This window comes from Arthrobacter sp. TE12232 (genome assembly GCF_054062615.1).
The window spans coordinates 3786131-3811357 of the sequence record NZ_JBSSFK010000001.1; the positions used below are offsets into that span (position 1 = coordinate 3786131).

At 68.4% G+C, this 25227-nt stretch carries 23 protein-coding genes and 1 riboswitch; of the genes, 10 read left to right on the forward strand and 13 right to left on the reverse strand.

From position 1 onward, the window contains the following. Positions 1-25: 25 nt before the first annotated feature. Complete coding sequence (locus ACVWZ7_RS16975; RefSeq protein ID WP_456508533.1) at positions 26-421, forward strand: twin-arginine translocase TatA/TatE family subunit; 396 nt, start codon at positions 26-28, stop codon at positions 419-421. Positions 422-527: 106 nt separating this feature from the next. Here the strand turns inward: ACVWZ7_RS16975 and ACVWZ7_RS16980 are convergent, their stop codons facing one another. Genes ACVWZ7_RS16980 through ACVWZ7_RS16990 form a run of 3 tightly spaced genes read right to left on the reverse strand, consistent with a single transcriptional unit; the run spans position 528 to position 3749 of the window. Beyond that, entirely contained in the window at positions 528-1655 is a 1128-nt protein-coding gene (locus ACVWZ7_RS16980; RefSeq protein ID WP_456508534.1) for an Mrp/NBP35 family ATP-binding protein, read from the reverse strand. 11 nt (positions 1656-1666) lie between these two features. Further along, the gene (locus tag ACVWZ7_RS16985) at positions 1667-2473 is read right to left on the reverse strand and encodes a DUF1003 domain-containing protein (protein WP_456508535.1); all 807 of its coding nucleotides are present in this window, start codon (positions 2471-2473) and stop codon (positions 1667-1669) included. Continuing rightward, complete coding sequence (locus tag ACVWZ7_RS16990) at positions 2466-3749, reverse strand: magnesium transporter MgtE N-terminal domain-containing protein (RefSeq protein ID WP_456508536.1); 1284 nt, start codon at positions 3747-3749, stop codon at positions 2466-2468. The genes ACVWZ7_RS16985 and ACVWZ7_RS16990 overlap by 8 nt, the downstream gene beginning before the upstream one ends. Positions 3750-3826: 77 nt before the next feature. Between ACVWZ7_RS16990 and ACVWZ7_RS16995 the strand changes: the two genes are divergently transcribed. Then, positions 3827-4699: a general stress protein gene (locus ACVWZ7_RS16995; protein WP_344367196.1), complete on the forward strand. Its 873-nt coding sequence runs from the start codon at positions 3827-3829 to the stop codon at positions 4697-4699. A gap of 155 nt (positions 4700-4854) precedes the next feature. On the opposite strand, the gene ACVWZ7_RS17000 is transcribed toward ACVWZ7_RS16995, so the two are convergent. After that, positions 4855-6438, reverse strand: a complete 1584-nt coding sequence (locus tag ACVWZ7_RS17000; RefSeq protein ID WP_116767339.1) for an aminopeptidase P family protein — start codon at positions 6436-6438, stop codon at positions 4855-4857. A 135-nt stretch (positions 6439-6573) separates the two neighbouring features. Between ACVWZ7_RS17000 and ACVWZ7_RS17005 the strand changes: the two genes are divergently transcribed. Then, positions 6574-7419 carry a PHP domain-containing protein gene (locus ACVWZ7_RS17005; RefSeq protein WP_344367199.1) on the forward strand — a complete coding sequence of 282 codons (846 nt, stop codon included), beginning with the start codon at positions 6574-6576 and terminating at the stop codon, positions 7417-7419. Between the two features lie 104 nt (positions 7420-7523). Here ACVWZ7_RS17005 and ACVWZ7_RS17010 read toward each other — a convergent pair whose 3' ends face one another. From ACVWZ7_RS17010 to ACVWZ7_RS17020, 3 genes are all read right to left on the reverse strand, one after another. Then, positions 7524-8405: a DNA-methyltransferase gene (locus ACVWZ7_RS17010; protein ID WP_116767341.1), complete on the reverse strand. Its 882-nt coding sequence runs from the start codon at positions 8403-8405 to the stop codon at positions 7524-7526. An 8-nt stretch (positions 8406-8413) separates the two neighbouring features. Next, the gene (locus tag ACVWZ7_RS17015) at positions 8414-10180 is read right to left on the reverse strand and encodes a DEAD/DEAH box helicase (protein WP_456508537.1); all 1767 of its coding nucleotides are present in this window, start codon (positions 10178-10180) and stop codon (positions 8414-8416) included. Between the two features lie 303 nt (positions 10181-10483). Continuing rightward, the gene (locus ACVWZ7_RS17020; protein ID WP_456508538.1) at positions 10484-11980 is read right to left on the reverse strand and encodes an RNB domain-containing ribonuclease; all 1497 of its coding nucleotides are present in this window, start codon (positions 11978-11980) and stop codon (positions 10484-10486) included. A gap of 41 nt (positions 11981-12021) precedes the next feature. Between ACVWZ7_RS17020 and ACVWZ7_RS17025 the strand changes: the two genes are divergently transcribed. Next, positions 12022-12693 (forward strand): ferritin-like fold-containing protein, encoded by a 672-nt coding sequence (locus ACVWZ7_RS17025; protein ID WP_456508539.1) that lies wholly within the window; start codon positions 12022-12024, stop codon positions 12691-12693. A gap of 36 nt (positions 12694-12729) precedes the next feature. On the opposite strand, the gene thiE is transcribed toward ACVWZ7_RS17025, so the two are convergent. Further along, positions 12730-13437: a thiamine phosphate synthase gene (gene thiE, locus ACVWZ7_RS17030; protein ID WP_456508540.1), complete on the reverse strand. Its 708-nt coding sequence runs from the start codon at positions 13435-13437 to the stop codon at positions 12730-12732. A 26-nt stretch (positions 13438-13463) separates the two neighbouring features. Further along, positions 13464-13584: riboswitch (TPP riboswitch) on the forward strand. Between thiE and thiO the strand changes: the two genes are divergently transcribed. The 3 genes from thiO to ACVWZ7_RS17045 all read left to right on the forward strand — a co-directional run bounded on the left by thiO (position 13578) and on the right by ACVWZ7_RS17045 (position 16002). Beyond that, positions 13578-14939 carry a glycine oxidase ThiO gene (thiO, locus tag ACVWZ7_RS17035; protein WP_456508541.1) on the forward strand — a complete coding sequence of 454 codons (1362 nt, stop codon included), beginning with the start codon at positions 13578-13580 and terminating at the stop codon, positions 14937-14939. It overlaps the preceding riboswitch by 7 nt. Continuing rightward, positions 14936-15172 (forward strand): sulfur carrier protein ThiS, encoded by a 237-nt coding sequence (thiS, locus tag ACVWZ7_RS17040; RefSeq protein ID WP_116767347.1) that lies wholly within the window; start codon positions 14936-14938, stop codon positions 15170-15172. The genes thiO and thiS overlap by 4 nt, the downstream gene beginning before the upstream one ends. A gap of 5 nt (positions 15173-15177) precedes the next feature. After that, a complete protein-coding gene (locus tag ACVWZ7_RS17045; RefSeq protein ID WP_116767348.1) occupies positions 15178-16002 on the forward strand; it encodes a thiazole synthase in 825 nt (274 codons plus the stop codon). 289 nt (positions 16003-16291) lie between these two features. Here ACVWZ7_RS17045 and ACVWZ7_RS17050 read toward each other — a convergent pair whose 3' ends face one another. The 4 genes from ACVWZ7_RS17050 to ACVWZ7_RS17065 all read right to left on the reverse strand — a co-directional run bounded on the left by ACVWZ7_RS17050 (position 16292) and on the right by ACVWZ7_RS17065 (position 19926). Next, a complete protein-coding gene (locus ACVWZ7_RS17050) occupies positions 16292-18238 on the reverse strand; it encodes a DUF222 domain-containing protein (protein WP_456508542.1) in 1947 nt (648 codons plus the stop codon). Positions 18239-18559: 321 nt separating this feature from the next. Beyond that, complete coding sequence (locus ACVWZ7_RS17055; RefSeq protein WP_344367210.1) at positions 18560-18862, reverse strand: cytochrome c-type biogenesis protein; 303 nt, start codon at positions 18860-18862, stop codon at positions 18560-18562. A gap of 58 nt (positions 18863-18920) precedes the next feature. Beyond that, positions 18921-19145 carry a DUF3107 domain-containing protein gene (locus ACVWZ7_RS17060; RefSeq protein ID WP_091249068.1) on the reverse strand — a complete coding sequence of 75 codons (225 nt, stop codon included), beginning with the start codon at positions 19143-19145 and terminating at the stop codon, positions 18921-18923. Between the two features lie 61 nt (positions 19146-19206). After that, on the reverse strand, positions 19207-19926 hold the full coding sequence (locus ACVWZ7_RS17065) for a TetR/AcrR family transcriptional regulator (RefSeq protein WP_425547217.1): 720 nt from the start codon (positions 19924-19926) through the stop codon (positions 19207-19209). 81 nt (positions 19927-20007) lie between these two features. Here ACVWZ7_RS17065 and moeB point away from each other — a divergent pair, with 81 nt between their 5' ends. After that, a complete protein-coding gene (moeB, locus tag ACVWZ7_RS17070) occupies positions 20008-21231 on the forward strand; it encodes a molybdopterin-synthase adenylyltransferase MoeB (RefSeq protein WP_456508543.1) in 1224 nt (407 codons plus the stop codon). Between the two features lie 98 nt (positions 21232-21329). Next, positions 21330-22352 carry an SDR family NAD(P)-dependent oxidoreductase gene (locus tag ACVWZ7_RS17075; protein ID WP_456508544.1) on the forward strand — a complete coding sequence of 341 codons (1023 nt, stop codon included), beginning with the start codon at positions 21330-21332 and terminating at the stop codon, positions 22350-22352. A gap of 158 nt (positions 22353-22510) precedes the next feature. Here ACVWZ7_RS17075 and ACVWZ7_RS17080 read toward each other — a convergent pair whose 3' ends face one another. Next, positions 22511-23884 (reverse strand): glutamyl-tRNA reductase, encoded by a 1374-nt coding sequence (locus ACVWZ7_RS17080; protein WP_344367217.1) that lies wholly within the window; start codon positions 23882-23884, stop codon positions 22511-22513. Positions 23885-24186: 302 nt separating this feature from the next. Between ACVWZ7_RS17080 and hemE the strand changes: the two genes are divergently transcribed. Continuing rightward, entirely contained in the window at positions 24187-25224 is a 1038-nt protein-coding gene (hemE, locus tag ACVWZ7_RS17085; protein WP_456509134.1) for a uroporphyrinogen decarboxylase, read from the forward strand. Positions 25225-25227: the final 3 nt, after the last annotated feature.

Sequence of the window (25227 nt, forward strand, 5' to 3'; positions counted from 1 at the left end):
CGAACGAGAGGGTAATCTTCCTAAAGTGCTTGGAATCAATGGACCGGAGTTCTTACTTCTGCTGATCATCGGCCTTCTGGTGATTGGTCCCAGCAGGCTGCCCGAATACACCCAGAAACTTGCCAATATCGTCAAGGAAGTGCGCCGGATGGCGTCGGGTGCGCGGGAACAGATCAAGGAAGAAGTCGGCATCGATATCGACGAGGTCGACTGGAAGAAGTATGACCCCCGGCAGTACGATCCGCGCCGGATCATCAAGGAAGCGCTCCTGGAGGACGACACCAAGCCGGTGAGCTCCGGGGCGCCCGTAACGGTTTCCGCGGCTGCGGCCGCCACTGCCATCGCCGAACACCGCCCGGCCCGGGTCTTTGAGCGGCTGCCCGCGGGCGAATCAGCGCCCTTCGACTCAGAAGCGACCTAGGACCTCACGCGGCCCGGCCCAATATGCGGCCCGGCCCGAATGATCCTGCCCCGGTCTGAGGACGCCAACAGTGGCGCCAGCCGTCTGCCTCAACCTGCCGCCCCGGTCAGCGGGGCTGCAGACCCAGCGGCATGCCCTTGAGCCCGCGGGGCACCGACGCCAGCTTCCCGGCGATCCCGGCCAAGGCAAGGGCAGCCGGCGTCTCGGGACGGCCCAGCACGAGCGGCACCCCGGCATCTCCGCCCTCACGCAACAGGACTTCGAGGGGAATCTGGCCCAGCAACGGGACGTCCTCACCCACGGTGGCGGAGAGGCGCTCGGCGAGCACGGCGCCGCCGCCGCTGCCGAACAGTTCCATCCTGCCGCCGTCGGGCATTTCAAGATAGGACATGTTTTCCACGACGCCGGCCACGGTCTGGCCGGTCTGCGCGGCGATCGCCCCGGCCCGCTCGGCAACATCCGCGGCGGCCGCCTGCGGAGTGGTCACGACCAGGATCTGGGCCTTGGGCAGCAGCTGGGCTACGGAGATCGCGATGTCGCCCGTGCCCGGCGGCAGGTCCAGGAAGAGGGCGTCGAGGTCGCCGAAGTACACGTCCGTGAGGAACTGCTCCAGCGCCCGGTGCAGCATCGGCCCGCGCCATGCGACGGGCTGGTTTCCGGTGACAAACATGCCGATGGAGATGACCTTGACCCCGTAGGCCACCGGCGGCAGGATCATGTCGTCCACCCGCGTGGGGGCCTGGGTGATGCCCATCAGCGCCGGGACGGAGAAACCGTACACATCCGCGTCCACGATCCCCACGCGAAGCCCCTGGGCCGCCAGCGCGCACGCCAGGTTGACCGTCACCGAAGACTTGCCCACCCCGCCCTTGCCGCTCGCGACGGCGTACACCCTGGTCAGGGAACCGGGAGCGTTGAACGGGATGCCGCGCTGGCCGCCGGAGCCGCGCAACTGCTCCTTGAGGGCGTCGCGCTGCGCCTGCGTCATGACTTTCAAGTCAACATCGACGCCGGTGACGCCCGGGACGGCGGACAGGGCAGCTTCGGCGTCCGCGGTGATGGTGCCGCGCAGCGGGCAGCCCGCAATGGTCAGAAGCACCACAAGCCGCACCCTGCCGCCGTCGGAGATCTGCACCGACTCCACCATGCCGAGCTCGGTGATGGGGCGGCGGAGTTCAGGGTCGATCACGGTGGCAAGTGCCGCGTGCACTGCCTGTTCCAGCGGGGTGCTCATGCGGGCGATGCTCAGCTTTCGGGGAAGGTGCGGTGTGCAGGCAGGCGGGCGGGGTCGGCAGCATCCGCAGCATCGGCCGTGAGGCTCGACGGCGGGTTCGCGGAGGGGTTCAATGGCGGGTTCGTTTTCCGGTCCTCCTGCGCGGTGTCCCGCTTGCCGCCGGTCTTGACGCGGGGGATCTGCTGGGTCCGGGGCCCGCGCTGCTTGTCGCGACGCTCCTTCAGCTTCTCCTTGACCTTGTCCCGCGGGGTCTCGTGGGCGCCGGCAGAAGGATCATGCGTGCGCAGTTCCTCCTGCGCCTCCAGCATGTCCTCCAGCAGGCTGCGCAGCTCGGCGCGGACGTAGTCGCGGGTGGCGACCTCGCGCAGCGCGATGCGCAGGGACGCAAGTTCCCGGGTCAGGTACTCGGTGTCGGAGAGATTGCGCTCAGCCCGCTGCCGGTCCTGCTGGAGCGAGACCTTGTCCCGGTCGTCCTGGCGGTTCTGCGCGAGCAGCAGCAGCGGAGCGGCGTAGGAGGCCTGAAGGGAGAGCATGAGGGTCAGCAGGGTGAAGCCCAGTGCCCGTGAATCGAACTGCCATTCAACCGGGGCCCACGTGTTCCAGCCCAGCCAGAAGACACAGAACACGGTCATGTAGAGCAGGAACTGCGGGGTGCCCATGAAACGGGCGAAGCCTTCCGTGGCATGGCCGAAGGCGTCCGGGTCGGGACGGAAATTGGGCAGGATACGTTGCCGGCCGCTGAGAGGCGTGTCCAGGCCGCCGGATGTCCTGCTGCCCGGGCGGACGTTGGAGGTCCGGGGTGCGGTGGGATCAGCCAATGCGGCCTCCAAGCTTCCTTATCGGGGCGTCGTCCTCGTGGGCGCGCCAGTCGTCCGGCAACAGGTGATCAAGCACGTCGTCAACAGTCACCGCCCCCACAAGCCGTCCGTCCGAGTTGACCACGGGGAGCGAATTGAGGTTGTAGGTGGCCAGGGCCCGGGCCACCTCACTGATATGGGCCTGGTCGGAAACCGGTTCCAGGCTCTTGTCCACGAGGTTGCCCAGCGGCTCGGGCGGCGGGTAGCGCAGCAGCTGCTGGATATGCACGACGCCGAGGAAACGCCCGGTGGGGGTTTCCAGCGGTGGACGGGCAACGAAGATCGAGGACGCCAGCGCGGGCGAGAGTTCCTCCCGGCGGACGTGTGCTAGTGCCTCGGCGACGGTTGCCTCCGGGGGAAGGATCACCGGAACCGGCGTCATGAGGCCGCCGGCGGTGTCCTCGTCGTATTCGAGCAGGCGGCGGACGTCCTCGGCGCCTTCGGGTTCCATGAGCTGCAGGAGTTCCTCGGCCTGCGCGCTGGGAAGTTCGGCGAGGAGGTCCGCGGCGTCGTCGGGATCCATTTCCTCCAGGACGTCGGCGGCGCGGTTGATGTCCAGCGCGGAGAGGATCTCCACCTGATCGCCTTCGGGCATCTCCTGCAGGACGTCGGCGAGCCGTTCGTCCTGGAGTTCACTGGCGACCTCGAAGCGGCGCTTGTCGCTCATTTCCTGGAGTGCTTCGGCGAAGTCGGCCGGCTTGAGGTCCTCGTGCGTCGCCACGAACTGGGTGGCGGCCTGAGGCTCGGTCTTGGCGCCCTGTTGGGCATCGGCCCAGTCGATGATCATGGTTTCGTTGCGGCGCAGCCGGCTCAGCGGTGAGAGGGAGTGGCCGCGGCGTACGAAAAGCTTGCTCACGAACCAGTCGCCCGAGCGGTGCTTGTCCATGGCGATGTCCTCGATGGTCGCGTCTCCGCTGCCGTCCGCGAGGGTCACCCGGCGGTCGAACATTTCAGCGACCACAAGGGTTTCCGCACCGCGTTGTTCGAAGCGGCGCAGATTGACCAGGCCGGTGCAGATGACCTGGGTCTGGTCGATGGACGTAATCCGGGTCATCGGCACAAACACGCGCTTCTTCCCGGGGACTTCGACGACGATACCCACCACGTGCGGGGCGCCCCTGGTTCCGCGGGAGAGCACCACGACATCGCGCAACCGTCCCAGACGGTCGCCCAGTGGGTCAAAGACGTCCAGTCCGAGGAGGCGCGCGACAAACACCCGCGTAAGATTTGTGCTCACTCATACAGGCTACCCAGTCTGCTCTCTTTTAGCTGAATTTCCAGCCGTATACCAGCCGGATGGGTGAGAATGGGCGTATGTCAAACATTTTTGGTGCTCCCAGGGCCGGTGCCCCCAACGGCTCGGACGAGGCCCGCGCCGTCCCGAGAGGCGACGTCGTCGGTTCCTACAACTCCTACCTGGATGCCCAGAAGGCGGTGGACTACCTGGCGGACCAGCAGTTCCCCGTGCAGATGGTGTCGATCGTGGGCAACGATCTGAAGATGGTCGAGCGGGTGACCGGCCGCCTGACCTACCCGCGGGTCGCCTTGTCCGGCGCCCTCAGCGGCATGTGGTTCGGCCTATTCGTCGGTGTCATGCTCTCCTTCTTCTCCACGACCCCCGGGTATTTCTCGATTGTGACGTCCGTGCTGATGGGCGCCGCATTCTTCATGCTGTTTGGCATCGTCACCTACGCCATGCAGCGCGGCAAGCGCGACTTCACTTCAACCAGCCAGGTGGTGGCGACCAACTATGACGTGGTGGTCTCCTTCGAGGCCGCCGGCGAAGCGCGGCGCCTGCTCCACCAGTTGCCCATGACGCCGCATGACGCGTCCGGCTACCGGCAGCAGGAGCCCCAGCAGCACAACCCGCAGCAACCGGGCCCGCAGCAGCCAGGCCAGCTGGGCCATGCACCCCAGCGCCCGGCGGGCTGGAACGATCCCTACGGCCAGAGAACGCCGGAGCCCGGCAGCGAGCCGGCCGGACAGTACCAGGGCGGCCAGCCCCAGCAGGCCGGGACCCCGGGCCACGCCCCGGCGGCCCCGGGCACGGAGGAAGAGCCGGCCCGCCCGGCAGGCCGGGTCTCCGGCGTGACCTACCCCGACCTCCCGGACGGCCGCCCGCAGTACGGGGTCAGGGTCACGGACAGCGACAAACCCGCGCCGGGCCACGACGGCCAGCAGCACTAACCCGCGGCAGAAGAAGGCTTCAGAAGCGTCCTGCACGAGACAATCGGCGAAAGAAGACTCACAAGAAGCTAGCCTCACGAGAAGCTGCAGATGCAGAAAAGGGAGGGTCCCAGGGGCCCTCCCTTTCTGTGCTTCTTCGGCTCGTCTGGCGGACGTTACGGCGTCTGGCCGTCGAATTCCAAGTAGATGCCCGCCATCCAGGACTCGACGTCGTCCGCCTTGCGCGGCAACGCAGCGCTGAGGTTGACCGGGCCGTCGGCCGTCATGAGGATGTCGTCCTCGATCCGGACACCGATGCCGCGGTATTCCTCGGGGATGCCGATGTCCTCGTTCTTGAAGTACAGGCCGGGTTCGATCGTGAACACCATTCCGGGTGTGAGCACGCCGTCGAGGTACAGGTCCCGCTTTGCCTGCGCGCAGTCGTGGACGTCGAGGCCGAGGTGGTGGCTGGTGCCGTGCGGCATCCATCGGCGGTGCTGCTGCCCTTCGGCGCTGACGGCTTCCTCCACGGAGACGGGCAGGAGGCCCCATTCGGCGAGCCGCTCCGCGAGAACGGTGGTGGCTGCGGTGTGGATGTCCCGGAATTTGGTGCCCGGCTGGGCGGCCGCGAAGCCGGCGTCGGCGGCGTCGAGCACGGCCTCATAGACCTTGCGCTGGATCTCGGTGAACTTGCCGTTCGCCGGCAGGGTGCGGGTGACGTCGGCCGTGTACAGGGAATCGGCCTCGACGCCGGCGTCCAGGAGCAGCAGTTCACCGGCAGCGATCTTTCCGGTGTTCCGGGTCCAGTGCAGGATGGTGGCGTTGTTGCCGGACGCGGCGATGGTGTCGTAGCCGAGTTCGTTGCCGTCCTCGCGGGCCCGGGCGAAGAACGCCCCTTCGACGACGCGCTCGCCGCGGTGGTGGGTCAGCGCCCGCGGGAGTGCCTTGACGACCTCCGTGAAGCCTGCCACGGTGGCGGCCACGGCGGTCTTCATCTGTTCGATTTCCCACTCGTCCTTCAGCAGGCGCAGCTCGGAGAGGGCCTCGCTGAGCTTCTCGTCCAGGGCATCGAGGACGCTCAGGTCAAGGTTGTCAGGATCCTTGGCCGTGTTGTAGCGGGCGGTGTCCACGAGGGCGTCGATGTTCTCGTCAACCTTGCGGACCAGCCGGATGGAGATGCCGCCGATCTCGGGCGCACCGACGTTCTTGGTGATGGCGAGTTCGAGTTCGCTGATGTCCGCGGTGTCCAGCCCGAGCCGGGCCTTGAACTCGGCCAGGGTGGGGCGTGCGCCGATCCAGAACTCCCCGGAGCGGGAGTCGGCGTAGAACTGCTCGGTGTCGCGGCCTGCCAGCGGGCGGAAGTACAGCGTGGCGTGGTGGTTGCCGCCGTCGTCGCCCGTGCCCTCGGCCACCGGCTCCAGGATCAGGACCGCATCGGGCTCGTGGTCCACGCCGAGGCCGGTGAGGTGCGCGAAGGCCGAGTGCGGCCGGAAGCGGTAGTCGCAGTCGTTCGAGCGGACCTTCAGCGGGCCGGCGGGGATGACCAGGCGTTCACCTTTGAACTGGCCTGAAATGGCGCGGCGCCGGGCTGCTGCGTGGCCGGCGACGGCGTCCCGCTCGGGGAGCTGCTGCATGGCCGGCGCCCAGTTGCTGGCCATAAAAGCCTTGAAAGCGTCGGAACTGGGCCGCTGCGAGCGGTTGTTGACGCGCTCTTCGAGGGGCTGGGAAGCGGAGACTTGGGTGTTATCTGCATCGTTCACCGTCCAATAGTCTCACCAGCGCCGCGGCTTAGGCCAACGGCGCGCTCCCGCTGCACGGCAACTGCAACGCGAGGGCGCAGGGCATAGACGCGCGGGGCCGGGGCTTTGCACCGGGCCATCTACTAGGCTGGTGAGGTGAGAATTGACCTGCATGCGCACTCGAACGTTTCCGACGGCACCCAGGCGCCGGCCGACGTCGTTGAGTCCGCTGCCGGCGCCGGGCTGGACGTCGTCGCGCTGACCGATCACGACTCCACGGACGGGTGGGCGGAGGCCGCCGTCGCGGCCCGGAAAACGGGGGTCGCCCTGGTCCCGGGCATGGAGATCTCCTGCCGGACCCGGGAAGGCATCAGCGTCCACCTGTTGAGCTACCTGCATGACCCGGCCCACCCCGGACTCCTTGAGGAAATCACCAAGGCCAAGGACGCCCGGCACACGAGGGCCCAAAAGATGGTCACCCTGCTGGCCGAGGACTACCCGCTGACATGGGACGACGTGATCCACCACGTCGCGCCGGGCGCCACCCTCGGCCGCCCGCACATCGCTGACGCCCTCGTGGCCGCAGGCGTGGTGGAGGACCGGGCCGAGGCCTTCAGTTCGATCCTTACCTCACACTCGCGCTACTGGGTCCAGCACTACGCGCCGGATCCGGCGCTCGCCGTCGAACTGGTCCGGGAAGCCGGTGGCGTGCCGGTTTTTGCGCACCCCGTCGCGTCTGCCCGCGGACGGATCGTGGGGGAGGGGACGTACCGGGAAATGATCGACGCCGGGCTGGCCGGCCTGGAAATCTACCACCGGGACAATCCGGAGGAGGGCAGGGTCTTCCTGCGCCGCATCGCCAAACGGTACGGCCTGCTGGTCACCGGGTCCTCGGACTACCACGGCGCAGGGAAGCCGAACCTGCTGGGGGAAAACCTGACCTCGCCCGAAGTCTTTGCCCGGATCGAGGAACTGGGCACCGGCTCCGCCGTGGTGCGCTGAGCCCTTCCCGAACCTGATTGCGCTATCACTTGTGGTCGGTCAGAGGCCCGGTTACCCGCCACAAGTGATGGCGCATCGCGACGAAAGGCGGGCGGGACCGCGGGTCAGGCCCCGGGGTCCGGCGGGAACGCGGTGAACTGCGCTTTCGCGGCCAGTCGTTTGGCCATGACGTCGACGGCCGCCTGGTTTTGGTCCACGCACACGAACCTGCGGTCGAGCTTCGCAGCCACGGCGCCGAGCGTGCCGGAACCGGCGAAGAAGTCCAGGCACCAGTCGCCCGGCCGGCTCGAGGCCGCGACCACGCGCCGGATGAGGCCCTCCGGCTTCTGCGTCGGGTAGCCGGTCTTCTCCTTGCCGGTGGGCGAGACGATGGTGTGCCACCACACGTCGGTGGGAAGCTTGCCGAGCTCGCGCTTGGCGGGGGTGACGAGCCCGGGTGCCATGTAGGGCTCACGGTCCACCTCGGCGCTGTCGAAGTGGTACTTCGCCGGGTTCTTGACGTAGACAAGGATGTTGTCGTGCTTGGTGGGCCAGCGGTATTTGGCCCGTGCACCGTAGTCGTACGCCCAGATGATCTCGTTCAGGAAGCATTCGCGGCCAAAGATCGCGTCCAGCATGACCTTCGCGTAGTGCACCTCGCGGTAGTCCAGGTGCAGGTACAGGGTGCCGTCGTCGGCCAGGAGCCGCCAGGCCTCCACGAGCCGGGGCTCGAGGAAAGACCAGTAGTCGCTGAAGGCGTCGTCGTAGCTGTGCAGCGCGCCCTTGATGGTGTCATAGGACCGGCCCTTGAACCCGACGCGGTCACCCTCGCCGCCGGCGTTGAGGACCATCCGGGTTTCCTGGCGCCGTTGCACCCGGCCGGTGTTGAAGGGCGGGTCCACGTAAATCAGTGTGAAGGCGCCGTCCGGCAGCGTGGGGAGGTATTCCGCGTTGTCCGCGTGAACCACCAGGTTGCTGCCGTCCGGCGCCCAGACGGTGTCAGTCATGGAGGGGATTAGGCCTCGGCGCCGCTCGGCTGTGCGTCGCCGCCGGCCACGACTTCACCGTTGCGGCGGCGCGTACGGGTGCGGCGACGCGCACGGGTTGCACGGTCCACCTCGGTCGGGGCCTTCGCCGGCGCGGCGCCGGCAGCAGCCTCGGGGCCCTGCCCGCCGGCAGTGGAAACGGTAGCGGCTTCGGCGTCGGCGGGACGACGACGGCGGTCGCCGGAGCGTCCGCCTGCCTCGGCGCCGCTGCGGCGGGTGTCCCGGCTGCCGGTGCGGCTGCCTTCGCGGGCGCCGTCACGGCTGGCGGTGCGGTTACCTTCGCGGGCGCCGGTGCGGCTGCCCTCACGGGTGCCGTCCCTTCCGCTGTCCTTTGCGCTGCTGCGGGTGTTCTTCTTGCCGGTCTCGCCGAGGTCCTCGAGAACCTCCGCGTCGACGCCGGCCAGCACGCGCTTGTCGCGGGGCAGGCGGCCCTTGGTGCCCTCGGGGATGTCGAGTTCCTCGAACAGGTGCGGCGAGGAGGAGTAGGTTTCCACGGGCTCGGGGAAGTTCAGGCCCAGGGCCTTGTTGATGAGCCCCCAGCGCGGCATGTCATCCCAGTCGACAAAGGTCACAGCGGTGCCCTTGTTGCCGGCGCGGCCGGTGCGGCCGACGCGGTGCAGGTAGATCTTCTCGTCCTCGACGCACTGGTAGTTGATCACGTGCGTGACGTCGTCGACGTCGATGCCGCGGGCGGCGACGTCGGTGGCAACGAGGACGTCCACCTTGTTGTTACGGAAGGCGCGCAGCGCCTGTTCGCGGGCGCCCTGGCCGAGGTCGCCGTGGATCGCGGCAGCCGCGAAACCGCGGTCCACGAGTTCCTCGGCCACCTTGGCAGCGGTGCGCTTGGTCTTGGTGAAGATGATGGTGCGGCCGCGTCCGCGGGCCTGCAGGATCCGGGCAACAACTTCGACCTTGTCCATGCTGTGGGCGCGGTAGATCAGCTGGCGGATGTCGCGCTTGGTCAGGCCTTCGTCGTCCGGGTCCGCGGCGCGGATGTGGGTCGGCTGGGTCATGTAGCGGCGGGCCATGGCGATGACCGGGCCGGGCATCGTGGCCGAGAACAGGAGCGTCTGGCGGACCGCGGGGGTACCGGCGATCAGGGTTTCGACGTCCGGCAAGAATCCGAGGTCCAGCATTTCGTCGGCCTCGTCGAGGATGACGATCCTGACGTTCTTCAGGCTCAGGTGCTTCTGCTTGTAGAGGTCGATCAGGCGGCCGGGGGTGCCGACGACGATCTCGACGCCGTTCTGCAGGGCATCGACCTGCGGCTCGTAGGCGCGGCCGCCGTAGATGGTGGCGATACGGGCGTTGCGCTTCTTGGCCGCGTTCTCGAGGTCCTTGGCTACCTGGACGGCGAGTTCGCGGGTGGGCACGATCACGAGGGCCTGCGGGGCGCCGGGCACGGCCAGCTTGTCGAAGCCGGCGTCGTCGCGGCCAACGACGCGCTGCAGCGCCGGGATGCCGAAGCCGAGGGTCTTGCCCGTGCCGGTCTTGGCCTGGCCGATGATGTCGTGTCCGGCCAGGGCGACCGGCAGCGTCATTGCCTGGATCGGGAAGGGGTGGGTGATGCCGGCGTCGGCCAAGGACTCCACGATGTCCGCGCGGACGTTGTAATCGGCGAACGTCTTTTCGGCAATCTCGTGCGGCTTTTCGTCCGAAATGATGGTTTCTTCGGGCTCGATGGTCTCCGTGCCCGACTCATCGGTCAGAAGCTGGTGCGTGTGCAATTCACTCACAGGTGAGTTTCCTTATTCATTTTGGGCTGCGCTGCTTGCTCAACGGGGCCGGCCGTGGCCGTTCCGGAGCACGCTCAGGCGCGCAAGCAATTCCAGTGGAAGCCGATCGCGGGCTATCTAAATGCTGGCACTGGGGACCAGCGGGTGTATCTCAAGATCGCGTAGGGGCGGGCTTGTTGAATTCGAAAATCATGGAAATCAACGACCGGGCATCCATATCTACCTCTCCAGTCTAGCTGTACGAGACCCGGATCCTCGACTGGAGGCGCGATCGCGCCGCAGAGGGGGCCCGGCGGCGGTCCGTCAGCCGACCAGCTCCAGCCGGATTTCGCGTGTGGCGATGTCCGAGGACACCACCCGGACCCGGACCTGGGTGCCCGGTTCGAGCTCGCCGGGGCACCTTGCGGTCACCGCGGGCTCGGCGATCTGCACGATTCCGGACGGGCCGTTCCCGTTACCGTTGGACTTGCCGCCGTTCCCGTTGGTGCCGCTGCCGCTGGCGCTCTTTGCCGGTCTGGAGCCGGAGATCACGACGGCGTCGAACTCCTGGCCGACGTGGTTGACGAGCAGCGCTGCTTCCACGGTGTCCAGTGCGAGCCGCTCCAGTCGTGCGGCCAGCTGGTCCGAGGTGGCCATGATGGCCGGGAGGGACGGCAGGGCTTCCCGGGCCCAGGACGGAACCTCGGTGCCGTTGCTCAAGGCCTCGCAGATCACCAGCACGAAACGGTCGATCAGCCGCCGCAGCGGCGCGGTGGAGTGGGCGTAGGCCGCGCCGATGGCGGACTGCACGGCGGCCTGCGGCACTGTGCCGTCGAAGGGCGTGTAGCCGGCCCCGCGGAAGAGCATGCCGGCCGAGTGCACGATGGCCAGCTGGCGGGGATCCGTGGGGTCGAGGGTCCGCAGGTACTCGCCGTAGGGCGTTTCGCCGTCCCAGGGCTTGCCGAGAGCGTGAGTCTGGCGGTGGAAGTGCCGCAGCGACGCCTCGTCCGGGGCTGGCATGGTGCGCAGGATGCCGACCTTGCCCTGGAGCATCAGCCCGGCCGCCGCCATCCCGGTCATGAGGGAAATCTGGGCGTTCCAGTCCTCCACCGGAAGCGGCGGGGCCGCCACGATCCGGTAGCCGCCGTCGGGCAGTTGTTGGATCTCCTGTTCCGGCATGTTCAGGCTCGCGCCGCCGCGGAGGCGTTCCAGCTCCACGCGCTTGGTGCCCACCTCCTTCAGCAGCTGCAGCAGGGGCGTTGCGGTGCCGGCGTCGAGCTCGGCCTGGACACCCTTGTAGCTGAGCTTCGCGCGGCTGCGGACCTGGGCCCGGCGCACCAGCACCGAGGTCACCTCCGCCGCGGCGTCGAGTTCGAACTCCCAGACGAATGCCGCGCACAGCTGCCCGGCGAGCAGGCTACCGGCAGCCTCGCTGATGACCTCCGGATGCAGCGGGATCCGCCCGTCCGGGGTGTAGAAGGTCTGGCCGCGGCGGCGGGTCTCGGCGTCGAGCGCCCCGCCCGGCGCGACGAAGGACGGGACATCGGCGATGGCGTAAAGCACGTTGTAGCCCTCGCCGTTGCGCTCGATATACAGCGCCTGGTCGAGGTCGGTGGAGGACGCCGGATCGATCGTCACGAACTCGACATGGGTGAAGTCCAGGTCCGGCAGCTTGTGCTCGGCCACCGCCGCCTGCGCGTCGCGCAGCACGTCCTCGGGGAACGGACCGGGCAGTTCCAGCGTGGTGCGCAACGCCTTGAGAGCCCCGGCAAGCTGGTTCTGCTGCTCGTGGATACTCGGGGTCAGGCGATGATGGGACACGAAAATCAGGTTAGCCCGATTTCCGCTATTAGTCTTGGATTATGAGCCCAATCCCGGACGATCCTGCCCGCTACAACAGCTTCCTCACGGATCTGCTGGGAGTCATGGCGTACGGGGAGCTTTCGGCCTTCGAACGGCTGTCCTCGGACGCCCGCTATTCACCCACGCTGCATGACCGTGCGGTGCTGGGCAGGATCGCGGTAGTCGAGTTCCAGCACTACGAACTCGTCCGGGCCCGGCTCGAGGCCATGGGCCTGGACACGGAGGCCGCCATGCTGCCGTTCCAGCCGTCCGTGGACCACTTCCATGAGCGCACACGCCCGGCGGACTGGTACGAATCCCTCATGAAGGCCTACGTGATCGACACCGTCTCCGCGGACTTCTACCGTGCCGTCGCCAGGCACGTCGACACCGCGACCCGGGAACTGATCGAGCAGATCCAGTCCGCCGAGGAGGCCACGGCCGTGCTGCAGGAGCGGCTCAAGGCGGCCCTGGCCGATGACCCCCGGCTGGCGTCGCGCCTGGCGCTGTGGGCCAGGCGCCTGCTGGGCGAGGCACTGACCCAAGCCCAGCGGGTCAGTCTCGAACACGCCTTCCTCGGCGGGCTCTCAGGCCTGGACGACGCCGGCGCCAGGGAACTGGTCAGGGCTCTGACGGCCGAACTCGCCACAAACCACTCGCGCCGGATGGCCGCGCTGGGACTGGCGGGGTAGCTCCGCCGCCGGGGCGGAAACCCGAACGGAACCTGTTCAGGAATCGGCGGCATCCAGCGCCGCCAGCAGTGCGCCGGCTGCGTGGGCCGGATCATCGGCGTCGGTGATTGCCCGGACCACGACGATCCGGCGGGCACCGGCGTCGACTACCTGCTCAACATTGCCGAGGTCGATGCCGCCGATCGCAAACCACGGCAACAAGCTTTCGACCCGGCCGTCGACCGTGCCGGCTCCCTCCCCATCCGCCCGGCCGGTCGCCTCGGCGGCGTAACGCACCAGGTCGAGGCCGACGGCGGCGCGTCCAGGCTTGGTGGGAGTGGCCCACACGGGTCCCACGCAGAAGTAGTCGAGTCCCTTGCGGCCGGGGGAGGACGCAATGGCGGCGTCCACCTGCTCCGGGCTGTGGGTGGACAATCCGACTATGGTTTTCTTGCCGAGGAGGCCGCGGGCGGCGTCGAGCGAAATATCCTTCTGCCCGATATGGAACACCGGAGCCCCGGACAAAGAGGCGATGTCCGCCCGGTCATTGACGGCCCAGAGCCGTCCGTGCCGCTGCGCTGCGGCGTGCAGGACCTCCAGGAGCTCCAGTTCCTCGGCCGCCTCAAGCGACTTGTCGCGCAGCTGGATGATGTCCACCCCGCCGGCGAATGCGGCGTCCACAAAGTCCTCGAAGTCGCCGCGGTCCTGCCGGGCGTCGGTGCACAAGTAGAGGCGGGCGGTGGTGTGGAGGGAGTCCTGGCTCATGACACCAGCCTAGTTCCTCTAAACTGGGCGCATACCGCGGGAGCCCGCAGCGGCCACGTCATCGCTGCACGGCTGAGAGGGCGTCAGAGCCGACCGCTTGACCTGATCCGGCTAGTACCGGCGTAGGGAAGGAATTTTTTATGGGCACAAGAACCAGCCGTGAAGCCGAAGCCGCAGATGACGCCGCCTACCGGGTTTGTGACACGGGCCCGGGTTCCGCAGAGGACCTCACCGCACAGGACACATCCGCACAGGACGTCGCTGTTGACGTTGCGGTGATCGGCGGCGGGGTGATCGGCCACGGCATCGCGTTCGAGGCCAGCCGTGCGGGCCGGTCCGTGGTGTTGATCGATGACGCGCCCGGCAGCGGGGCCAGCTGGGCCGCCGCCGGAATGCTGGCCCCCGTCAGCGAACTGCACTATCAGGAAGAACAGCTCCTGGAACTGATGCTCGAGTCCTCCCGGCTGTGGCCCGACTTCGTGGCCGGGATCGATGCCGGTGCCGGGATCGACGCCGATGCCAGTGCCGCCAGCGGCCCGGGATCCCGGGCAGGGTCCAGTACCGGCTACCTGACGACGCCGACCCTCGCCGTCGGTGCCGATGCGGCGGACCGGCGCGCGCTCGCGGACCTGAGGGAAGTCCAGCAGGACTCCGGCCTCACCGTGGAGCCCCTGACCGTGCGCGAGGCACGCAGCCGGGAACCTTTGCTCAGCCCCGGTATCTCGTGCGCATTCGATATCCCGGCCGACCACCAGGTGGACCCCCGCATGCTGATTGCCCGGCTCACCAGGCTGCTCGACGCGGAGGGCCGCTGCAGATTCGTCCGTCGGCGCGCGGCGGGGCTGCTGTGGGAGGACGGACGCGTCGCCGGTGTCCGGCTCGCGGGCGGCGGTTCCGTGCGGGCCGCGGAAACCGTGGTCGCCAACGGGCTCGGCGCCCCCGACCTTGACGGGCTGCCCGCTGGACTGAAACTCCCGCTGCGGCCGGTCTACGGCGACATCCTTCGGCTCCGCGTGCCCGCGCACCTGCAACCACTGCTTACGGCCACCGTGCGTGGCATGGTGCGCGGGGTGCCGGTGTATATCGTCCCGCGGCAGGACGGCACTGTGGTGATCGGCGCCACCCAACGCGAAGACGGCCCGTCGGATCCGCACGCTGTTTCCGCCGGCGGCGTCTACCAGCTGCTCCGAGACGCTCAGCAGCTGGTGCCCGCTGTAGCCGAGCTGGAACTACTCGAAGCCACGGCGCGCGCCCGCCCCGGCACACCGGACAACGCCCCGATGCTGGGGCGCGTCTCGCGCCCGGAAGGCGGGGACGTCCCGGGCCTCATCATCGCCACGGGATTCTTCCGGCACGGCGTCCTGCTGACCCCGGCAGCCGCCGTCGTCTGTCGTCAGCTCATGGACGGTATGCCGGACCCGCGCTGGGCCGGGTTCCGCCCCGACCGTTTCTCCCGCACCCCGGATGCGTCCGGGGACAGCCCCAACAAGGAAGCAGCATGAACATCAGACTGAACGGAACGGAGCAGAGCGTCGCCGACGGCGCCTCCGTCAGCACACTCGTCAGCCAGCTCACGGGCCGGAGCATCGGCCCCGACGGCCGGGCTGCCGACGGGCAGAAGCTCGGTGTCGCGGTGGCCCGCAACGCTGAAGTGGTGCCCCGCAGCCAGTGGCACGCCACCGCGCTCGCCGACGGCGACGACGTCGAACTTGTTACGGCAGTCCAGGGAGGATGACCAGCATGAACGAAACGACTCTTGCAGGATCGCCGGCCCGGCCGGCTGCCGGGGCCCTCGCCGATCCGTTCGTGGTGGACGGCGTGACGCTCGGATCCCGGCTTATCATGGGCACCGGCGGTGCGCCGAGCCTGGACGGGCTGGGCGCGGCGCTTTTGGCTTCCGGGACGGAATTGACCACCGTGGCGATGCGCCGCTATTCACCGGCGGAAACGGGATCGCTGTTCCAGCTGCTCGTGGACCACAACATCCGAGTGCTGCCGAACACAGCCGGTTGCTTCACCGCCAAGGACGCCGTACTCACCGCCGAACTGGCCCGCGAGGCCCTGGAGACGGACTGGGTCAAGCTCGAAGTCATTGCCGACGAGCACACCCTGCTGCCGGACGCGGTCGAGCTCGTGGACGCAACTGAGCAGCTGGTGGCCCGCGGCTTCAAGGTCTTCGCGTACACCAACGATGACCCCGTGCTGGCCCTGCGGCTCGAAAACCTCGGGGCGACGGCGGTGATGCCGCTGGGTGCCCCGATCGGGACCGGCCTGGGCATCCTGAACCCGCACAACATCGAGCTGATCGTCTCGCGGGCGTCCGTGCCCGTGGTGCTCGATGCCGGAATCGGCACGGCCTCGGACGCGGCCCTGGCGATGGAACTTGGCTGCGACGCCGTGCTGCTGGCCACGGCCGTGACCCGTGCCCAGAATCCCGCGCTCATGGGGGAGGCCTTCAAACACGCCGTCATCGCCGGCAGGCTGGCGAAAGCGGCCGGCAGGATCCCGCGGCGCGAACACGCGCTGGCGTCCTCGGCGATGGAAGGCCGGGCCGAGTTCCTGTAACGTCTGCGTTCCTCTGAAAGGCCGGTGAGGCTGGCAGGTCTGACCTGGTTCCGCCAGCAGGACCGCTTCATCACAGATCCTCATCACCAGGCGGAGCCTTGCATCGCCCATCGGCGCCTGTCATCGCCGATATGCGCCTTGCAGGCCCGTGGCCGGCGAGGGAAGCCATAGCCCCTACGGCGTCCGCGAGGAACTCCGATGAGTCTGCGTCGAACTGCCGGGATACTGCCCCCGTTGCCAGGAACGCGCAGGGACAAACAGCGAACACCGACCTATGAGAGAACGACTACTAGTCGGGGCGGAAGTATTTGTTGCGTCGGGGTTTTTGGCGGGGGTCGACATGGGGTGGCGGGATGAACCAGGGGATGCCGCTGCGCATCTGGATGGTCCATTGTTCCTTGTGGATCAGATGGTGGTGGTGGGAGCACAGGAGGGTGCCGTTGTCCGTGCTTGTGGACCCGCCGCGGGACCAGTAGGTGATGTGGTGGGCTTCGCACCAGGGTGCGGGGATGGTGCATTGCGGGAAGGCGGCGCCCTGGTCCCGGGCGGTGAGGGCTTTGCGGATGTGGGGCGGGAAGATCCGTGCGGTGCGTCCGATGTCCAGGATCCGGCCTTCTCCGCCGAGCAGGACGGGGATGATGTCGGCGTCGCAGGCGATCTTCCGGATGGTGGAGGCGGTGACGGGTCCGGTGAACATCAGCGTTCCCGTGCCCGGGCCGGGCGTGGCGGTGGGGTCGTTGGGGGTGCCGGTGCGGTCGAGGCGGCCGAGGAGGTCCCGGTAGTCGATGGTGGCCATGACCTGGGGCCGGAGTCCGCCGGCGGCGGGCAGGGCCCCGGCGGCGAGGGCGGCGTCGCAGGCGCCGACCAGGCCGTCGAGCAGTCGTTGCGGCCGCGAGCGGCGGTCCAGGACGTCGGCCGCACCGGCCGTGGTGCTTACGGCCGCGTCAGACCGGGCGGCCGCTCCGACGGCGTGTCCGCTACCGTCACGGATCCCGCCGGCCGCGGCCACGTCAGTGACCGCGGCGTTGGTTTCCCGGCCGGCCCTGGCGGCGCCGTCCGTCGCCGCGTCGGTGGCCGCGCCGTCGCCGGTGCCGGGGTCGGCTGTTGGGTCCGGGCCGGGATCGGCTGCTGCGCTGGTGCGGGGGTTGGTGGCGGTGTTCATGGCGGTGATGAGGTGTTCGAACTGGTCGGTGGTGGCGAAGATTTCCAGGTGGTGCAGGCCGTGCCGGGGTTTGCGGATGAAGGCGCCCTGGAGCCGGCGGAGGGCTTCCTCGGTAGGTTCGGCGCCGTCCTGGTCCAGGGCGTCGGTCCAGCGCCGGGCGATCCGGGTCAGGAAATCGGGGTCGTTCTCGATCGCGGTCAGGGTCAGGGCGTGTTCCATCGCGGCGGCGGTCCCGGGCGGGCACAGGTGCCGGACCCGGTCCAGTGCGGTGGTGATGATGGTCGCGGTCCGGGACGCGATCTGCCCGGCGGCGACGGCGGCGCCGAGTTCCTCGTGCACGGCCGGCACCGGTGCTCCGGTGAGTCCCTGGCGGGGCAGCAGGTCCGCGGCCTGGGTGAGCCGGCGCCGGGCTTCGGGGGCGCTGATCCGCAGCCGTGCCCGCAGGAACTCGGTGGTGCTCTTGTAGCCGTCGTCGGCCGCGGCGCACACGCCGGCCGGTCCGCCGCTACGGTCAAATGCCGTCCAGCCGTTCGTCCCCACCTCAGATCCGGCCCCGGCGCCGTCGTCTCTCCCAACCCCGGATTCGCCGTCAGATCCGGTGACGGTTCCGGCGGGGGTGTTTTGTGTCCAGCCGGTGAGCCAGCCCGCCGGCGCGGTCTCGGCGGCCCGGCCCGCCGGCGCCGGCCGGGTCCAGGCTGTTTGTTTGCGGGTCCGGTCCACCGCGGCGGCGGCGATGAGTTGGAAGTATTCGACCGTCCGGGAGAGTTCCTCCACGCGGCCGGCGAAGTCCGCGGCTTCGACCAGGGAGAACCGGGCCGCCTCGGCAGCGGGCGGGCCCAAGGATCGCAGCAACGCCAGCGCCGATTCCACCGCGCCGCCGGCACCATGGCCTGCAGCGCCGTACACGGCAGCGTTCGCGGCGCGGCCCAAAGTACCGTTCCCGGCATGGTCTGCGCCACCGATGTGTGATGCTTCAGGCGCCCCGGCCTCGCCGGCCGGGCGGGAAAGCCGCGAGGACGTGACCGGGCCGGCCCACGGGGCCAGCTCCGGGATGAACGCTCCAACGGCTTTCATGTCTCAACGATCCCAGAGGGGTCCGACAAAAAAGACCGAACCGGTTCCGCACCGACGTGGCGCCGCATCCGGCTGCCGCCCCGGCAGGCAACGGCGGTACGATGCCGGGCAACGTAACTCCGCGTACGACAAGAGTGGACTTCATCAAGGCGGGCGGCCTGCCGAAGCCGCCGGTGCTCAACGAAACGTGACCACGCAACCTGCTGGGCGCGTGGTCACGGATGTGCAGGTAAACCGGCTGAGCCTGCCCAACGAGGGCGGACGAGGGCCGGCCCTGACGAGAAAATGGGCCCCGTCCTGCTGGCTGCCGGCCAGGACCCGCTAAAGCTTCAGGATGGCGGTGAGACGCTCGGTGTCGTGCCGGGCCCGGGTCCTGCCGAGGTACACCACGGCCGCGATGGAGGCTGCGGCACCGAGGATCAGCGGCAGGATCCACGGAATCCAGGTCAGGCCCGGCTGGTAGCCGAACCCGGCCGCCATGAAGATGATCCAGCTCAGCATGCCGACGAAGGCGGCCACTCCGGCCGGCACACTGATGCCGTACTTCGTGTGCCGCTTGTCGTTGGCCCACACCACAAAGCCCACAGCAACGGTGACCATGGCGACCACAATCAGGGAAAGCATTCAGGACCCCTCGGGCTAAGAAAACGACAGTGAAGGAAACCGCAGTGAAGAACGGGGGCTAGAGGGCGCCGAAACCGACGCGGCGGGCCTCTTCTGCGCCGATTTCCACGTAGCCCAGCACATTGGCGGGGACGATGACGAGGCGGCCCTTGTCGTCCGTCAGCCGCAGCTCGCTGCCCTTGGCGATCGCGTCGCCCACCACCTTGGCGACGGCGTCGGCGTCCTGAGCCGATTCGAGCACAATTTCGCGGCCAATGTTCTGAATACCAATCTTTACTTCCACAGCGGGGCCTCCCAGCCAGTCAAAGTCGAATAAATGTCTAAGGTCAATCTCTAGTTGTAGTCTAGGTCTCTTTGGGGAAGCGGGAGATTCCGCGCCAAGCTAAACGGTAGATGAGGTCGCTGGCCACATCGAGGTCCAGGTTTCCGTCGGTTTCCAGCCAGTACCGGGCACTCACATGGGCCATTCCGGCGAGTCCGCGGCCCAGGAGCTGGGCCTCGAGCTCCGGCAGCTTGGTGTCCTCCGCGATCACGCGGGCGACGGCGTCGGCAAAAGTCTTGTTGAACGTTTCCAAACGTGCGCTGACGTCGGGATCGTTGATCAGGTCCGATTCGAAGACGAGCCGGTGTGCCTGGTCGTCGTTGGCGATGAATCGGAAGTAGGCGCGCATGACCGCCTGGACGCGCTCGTCGTTGTCGCTGGTGGAATTCAGGGCGCCCAGCAGGAGATCGATCAGCTTGCTGAGATGGCTGTCCAGCAGGGCCAGGTAGAGGTCCCGCTTGGACGGGAAGTGCTGGTACAGGACAGGCTTGCTGACGTGGGCGGTCTCGGCGATCTCATCCATGGCGGCACCGTGGTAGCCGTTCGCCACGAAGACTTCCTGCGCCGCCGCCAGCAACTGCGCCCGGCGTTCGTCACGGGGGAGACGTGCCGAGCGCTGTCCGCTCCGCGTCTGCCCGGCCGGCGGCTTGCCGGTCTCGTCCCGCTCCACCGGTGCCTGATGAACCACTGTCGGCCTTCTTTCCCTCTTCACCCAATAACGCGCAAGTACACTCAGCTGCATTGCACTGAACTACATTGCACTGAACTACACTTTACGCGCGGGTAATATGACCTGGTGGTATCTTCGGGCATAGATTGAAGTATGGCTTCCAAGTTCACCGCCACCGGCGCCCCCGCAACCCTCCAGACGCAGCTGGATACGCAGCCTGGACCGCTGGTTGACCCGGCAATCGATCTCAGCCCGGACGAGGTGGAACGCTACTCGCGGCACCTGATCATTCCGGAAATCGGCGCAATCGGGCAGCGCCGGCTCAAGAACGCGAAAGTCCTGGTGATTGGAGCCGGCGGCCTCGGTTCTCCGGCCCTCCTCTACCTCGCCGCCGCCGGGGTCGGCACCCTCGGCATCGTCGATGACGACGACGTCGACCTCAGCAACCTCCAGCGGCAGATCATCCACGGCGTCGCGGACGTGGGCCGGCCCAAGATCGAGTCCGCCCGTGATGCCATCGCGGCCCTAAACCCGCTAGTGGACGTCCGGCTCCACAACGTCCGCCTCGACGCATCCAACGCCCTGGAGCTCTTCGCCGGCTACGACCTCATCCTCGACGGCGCTGACAACTTCGCCACCCGATACCTCGTGAACGATGCCGCCGCCATCCTCGGCAAGCCCTACGTCTGGGGGTCGATCTTCCGCTTCGACGGCCAGGTCTGCGTCTTCTGGGAACAGTACGGGCCCACCTACCGGGACCTCTACCCGGAGGCGCCGCCGGCCGGCTCCGTGCCGTCCTGTGGGGAAGGCGGAGTGTTCGGCATGCTGTGCGCCGCCGTCGGAGCGCTCATGGTGACCGAGGCCGTCAAGCTGATCACCGGCGTCGGGCGGTCCCTGCTAGGCAGGCTGGCGCTCTATGACGCGCTGGGCGGCACCTGGCGCGAGATCAAGGTGGCCCGGGACCCCGAAGCCGAGCGCATCACGGAACTTACCGATTACGAGGCGTTCTGCGGGATCACCCCCACGGCGGATGCGGGCACCGAACACACCGTGACGGCGACCCAGCTCGCCACGATGCTGGCCTCGCGCAAAGCCGGCCTCAAGGACTTCCACCTAGTGGACGTGCGGGAGAGCGGGGAGTACGAGATCGTCCGCATCGACGGCTCGGTGCTGATACCGCAGGGCCGCATCCTGGCCGGCGAAGCGTGGCAGGACCTGCCCCAGGACGCGGAAATCGTCTTCCACTGCAAGGCCGGAACACGTTCCGCGGCCGTCCTGGCCGCGGCCCGCGCGGCCGGGTACGAGCGCGTCAGCCACCTCGAGGGCGGCATCCTCGCCTGGGTGCGGGACGTGGAACCCGGGAAACCGGTGTACTGAGGCTTCCGGCCCTCAGGTGCCGCGGCCTTCGGGCCGTCCATCCACGGCACCTGACAAGCAGCGTCCGTCGAACGGCACCTCCAGCGAAAGGCTTGGTCATGAGCGAGGAAAACACCCTGACACCCCAGCAGAAGATCGGCTCCGGCTTCGGCCGGGATTCGACGGCGGCCGAGGTCATTGCCGGCATCGACCTGACCGGGAAGACCGCGATTGTCACGGGCGGCTACTCCGGGCTCGGCCTGGAGACCGTGCGGGCCCTGGCGTCGGCCGGCGCCACCGTTGTGGTGCCGGCCCGACGGCCGGAGCACGCCCGCGACGTCCTCGCTGCGGCCGGGCTGACGCCGGGAACCCGCGGAGGCGATGTCAGCGTGGCCGAGCTGGACCTTGACGACCAGGCCAGCGTGAAGGAGTTCGCCGCCGGCTTCCTGGCCGGCGCGGAACCCGGTACCCGGCGCAGCCTGGACATCCTCATCAACAACGCGGCCATCATGGCAAGTCCGGAGCACCGGGCGGGGCCCGGCTGGGAGTCCCAGTTCGCCACAAACCACTTGGGTCACTATGCCCTCACCAACCTGCTGTGGCCCGCGCTCACCGCGGCGGAGGGTGCCCGCGTGGTCTCGTTGTCCTCCACCGGGCACAAGCTCTCGGGGATCCGTTTCGATGACATCAACTTCGACGCCGGCTACGACAAATGGCGGGCGTACGGCCAGGCCAAGACGGCCAACGCGCTCTTCGCCGTCCAGCTCGACGCCCTGGGCCGGAACTTTGGCGTGCGGGCCTTCGCCGTGCATCCCGGCGGCATCATGACGGAACTGCAGCGGCACCTGCCGCGCGAGGAAATGATCGCCGCCGGCTGGATGGATGAGAACGGCAACGTCGACGCCCGGTTCAAGACCCCCGCGCAAGGCGCGGCCACCTCGGTCTGGGCCGCAACGTCACCGGCCCTTGAGGGCATGGGCGGCGTCTACTGCGAGGACTGCGACATTGCCGAACCCACCGTGCCGGGCTCGCCGGAGGCGAGGATCAGGGGCGTGGATGCCCATGCCGTGGACCGGGAGGCTGCCGCACAGCTGTGGCAAGTGTCGGCCGACATGACCGGCATTAACGCGTTCGCCGGGTAAGCCGCCTAAGGGATATGAGCCGTGGTGGCGCCGTCGGAAGCAACTAGCCCTACTGGCAACTAGCCAACGGGCAACAACGAGCGTCGCCATCACGAGCCAGCGCCGCGGGGCAATACGCGGGGCAATAACCGAGGGGCAGGAATGAGGGCCGCGGGCAGTTACGCGGTTTCGCGGATGTCGCCGGCGGCGGGGCCGTGCTCCGCGTGGCTGTGCTCCACAGGGCAGTCGGCCTCGGAGGCTGCAGAACCCGGGACCGTCGCAGCGGTCGTCGCGGTGGAGGGCTCCACCGTAATCCCGTACAGCGCCTCAAGACCGGCAACGTAGGCGTCCTGCTGTCCGTTGGCAGCGAGTTCGCGGGCCCGGACGGTGGGGACATGCAGCAATTGCTTCACCATGCGGCGCAGGGCGAACTCGACTTCCTCGGCGGCGGCGGTGCAGCCGTGCCGGGCGCGGACCTTTTCCATTTCCGCATCCAGGACGTTCATCGTGTGGCGCCGCAACGCGACGATCGCCGAGTCCACGGAGCGTGCCTCGCGCTCCTGCTCGAAGGCGCTGGCCGCACCGGACACAATGCTGCTGGCCTGCGCGAGCGACTCGGCCTGTTCCTGGGGCGCGGCGAGCCGGACGGATTCCAGCGTGAGGAGTTCGACGCCGTCGAGCTCGCCGACCGCGGGGTCGAAGTCGTGCGTCAGGGCGAGGTCGATCGCGATGAGCGGCTGGGCCGAGCCCGACCGGATCCGGGCGAGGTCGTCCGCTTCGACCCGGCTGTCCGAGCCGCTGCAGCCGATCATGACGTCGGCAGCGGCGACGGCAGCCGGAAGGGTGTCCTCATCCAAGGCGGCGCCGCCCCGGGTGGCGACGAAACCGGGCGCACGGCCGGAGGAGGAGTAGACCGAGACATCGGTGCAGCCGCGTTCGCGCAACAGTGACATGGTGGCCCCGGCGTAGGCGCCGGTCCCGAACACGACGGCCTTCTTGGCGGACCAGTCCGGGTTTTCCGACAGGTCGGTGGCAAGATCCAGTGCTACGGAGACGATGGAGAGGCCGCGGGAACCAAGCGCCGTCTGGGCGCCGACGTCCTTGGCGGTCTTGGACGCCGCCTGGAAGAGCCGCACCAGTCCGGAGCTGGCTGTGCCTTCATGCTGGGCCGTGATCAAGGCGCGGCGGACCTGGCCGGCGATTTCGCGTTCGCCCACCACGGCGGAGTCCAGTCCGGAGCTCACCGCGAAGAGATGCTGGCTGACTTCGGCACCCGTGCGGGTGCTGAAGGCGCGGGAGACCAGCTGGTCGTTGAGTCCGCTGGCTCCGCTGATCTGGGTGATGAGGGCAGCCCGGGCCGCGTCGACGGCGTCCGGATGCGGGGCTTCCCCGTAGATTTCGAAGCGGTTGCAGGTGGCAAGGACAACGGCACCCGCCACGGCCGGCGATCCGGCGAGGGCGGATGTGGCAAGCCCGGAAGCGCCGGTGCTCAACTGAGCAACGGTTTCGAGGTCGATGTCGGCGTGTGTAGCCACCAATGAGAAAAGAACCACAGCACGACCATCATAGCTTTTTCGCGTCCGTGTAGAACAACTATCCTGGCGTGGGGTCCGGCACCCAGGGCTGTGATCCCCGCCACGCCGCGGCCCTCGTGGCCAGTGTGACAGCCCGCGTGACAGGCTGTCGTTATCTTTTGGGCGCAAATTTGGGCACAATCGAAGTCATGACTCCAAGCGCTGCGGCACATGCCGGCACGACAAAATTCAGTACGTCCGATCATGGCGCAGCCGATGACGCCGCCGCAGTAGACGGCGCAGTGGCCGGCGCCGGCGGCCTAGACGCCGGACACCCGCTGATGGACGGCCGCACCGCGGACTCACCGCTAATCACCGCCTACCGCGGCGGCAAGCCTTCCCGCCGTCCCGTCTGGTTCATGCGTCAGGCGGGCCGCTCGCTGCCCGAGTACCTCAAGGTCCGCGAGGGCGTCGCCATGCTGGACTCGTGCCTGCGCCCGGAACTGGCTTCCGAGATCACCCTGCAGCCGGTCCGCCGTCACGACGTCGATGCCGCCATCTTTTTCTCTGACATCGTCATTCCGCTCAAGCTGGCCGGCGTCGGCGTGGACATCGTGCCCGGCGTCGGTCCTGTCCTGGACGTGCCGGTGCGCACGGCGGCGGACGTCGCCGCCCTGCCGCAGCTGACGTGGGAGGCCCTGGAACCCATTCGTGAAGCCGTCCGGCTGACCGTGGCCGAGCTCGGCAGCACTCCGCTGATCGGCTTCGCCGGCGCACCCTTCACGCTCGCCGCGTACATGGTGGAAGGCAAGCCTTCCCGCGACCACCTCGGCCCGCGCACCATGATGCACGCCGACCCGGAAACCTGGACGGCATTGGCCAACTGGGCCGCCGACGCCTCCGGCATGTTCCTTCGGGCGCAGTTGGAAGCCGGAGCCTCCGCCGCGCAGCTCTTCGACTCCTGGGCCGGTTCGCTGGGGTTGGCCGACTACCAGCGCTACGTTGCCCCGGCGTCGTCCCGGGCTCTGGACCACGTCCGGGACCTCGGCGCACCGCTCATCCACTTCGGCACCGGCACCTCGGAACTGCTCGTCGCCATGCACGACGTCGGCGTCGACGTCGTGGGGGTCGACTACCGGCTGCCGCTGGACGAGGCCAACCGCCGCCTCGGCGGGACCGTTCCGCTGCAGGGCAACATCGATCCCGCACTCCTCTCCGCGCCCTGGGAGATCCTGGAAGCGCACGTCCGCGACGTGATCGCAGCCGGCTCCGCAGCGCCCGGCCACGTGTTGAACCTTGGCCACGGCGTGCCTCCGGAGACGGATCCCGAGGTGCTGACGCGCGTCGTCGAACTCATCCACTCCATTTCACCGGAGTAGGAA

Bases quoted from the DNA above. Each gene is read 5' to 3' on its own strand.
- moeB (WP_456508543.1), top strand. From the start codon at position 20,008: ATGGCTTCCAAGTTCACCGCCACCGGCGCCCCCGCAACCCTCCAGACG.
- thiS (WP_116767347.1), top strand. From the start codon at position 14,936: ATGAACATCAGACTGAACGGAACGGAGCAGAGCGTCGCCGACGGCGCC.
- ACVWZ7_RS17055 (WP_344367210.1), bottom strand. From the start codon at position 18,862: ATGCTTTCCCTGATTGTGGTCGCCATGGTCACCGTTGCTGTGGGCTTT.
- ACVWZ7_RS17045 (WP_116767348.1), top strand. From the start codon at position 15,178: ATGAACGAAACGACTCTTGCAGGATCGCCGGCCCGGCCGGCTGCCGGG.
- ACVWZ7_RS16995 (WP_344367196.1), top strand. From the start codon at position 3,827: ATGTCAAACATTTTTGGTGCTCCCAGGGCCGGTGCCCCCAACGGCTCG.
- thiO (WP_456508541.1), top strand. From the start codon at position 13,578: ATGGGCACAAGAACCAGCCGTGAAGCCGAAGCCGCAGATGACGCCGCC.
- thiE (WP_456508540.1), bottom strand. From the start codon at position 13,437: ATGAGCCAGGACTCCCTCCACACCACCGCCCGCCTCTACTTGTGCACC.
- ACVWZ7_RS17065 (WP_425547217.1), bottom strand. From the start codon at position 19,926: ATGCAGCTGAGTGTACTTGCGCGTTATTGGGTGAAGAGGGAAAGAAGG.
- ACVWZ7_RS17010 (WP_116767341.1), bottom strand. From the start codon at position 8,405: ATGACTGACACCGTCTGGGCGCCGGACGGCAGCAACCTGGTGGTTCAC.
- ACVWZ7_RS17075 (WP_456508544.1), top strand. From the start codon at position 21,330: ATGAGCGAGGAAAACACCCTGACACCCCAGCAGAAGATCGGCTCCGGC.
- ACVWZ7_RS17025 (WP_456508539.1), top strand. From the start codon at position 12,022: ATGAGCCCAATCCCGGACGATCCTGCCCGCTACAACAGCTTCCTCACG.
- ACVWZ7_RS17050 (WP_456508542.1), bottom strand. From the start codon at position 18,238: ATGAAAGCCGTTGGAGCGTTCATCCCGGAGCTGGCCCCGTGGGCCGGC.
- hemE (WP_456509134.1), top strand. From the start codon at position 24,187: ATGGACGGCCGCACCGCGGACTCACCGCTAATCACCGCCTACCGCGGC.
- ACVWZ7_RS16980 (WP_456508534.1), bottom strand. From the start codon at position 1,655: ATGAGCACCCCGCTGGAACAGGCAGTGCACGCGGCACTTGCCACCGTG.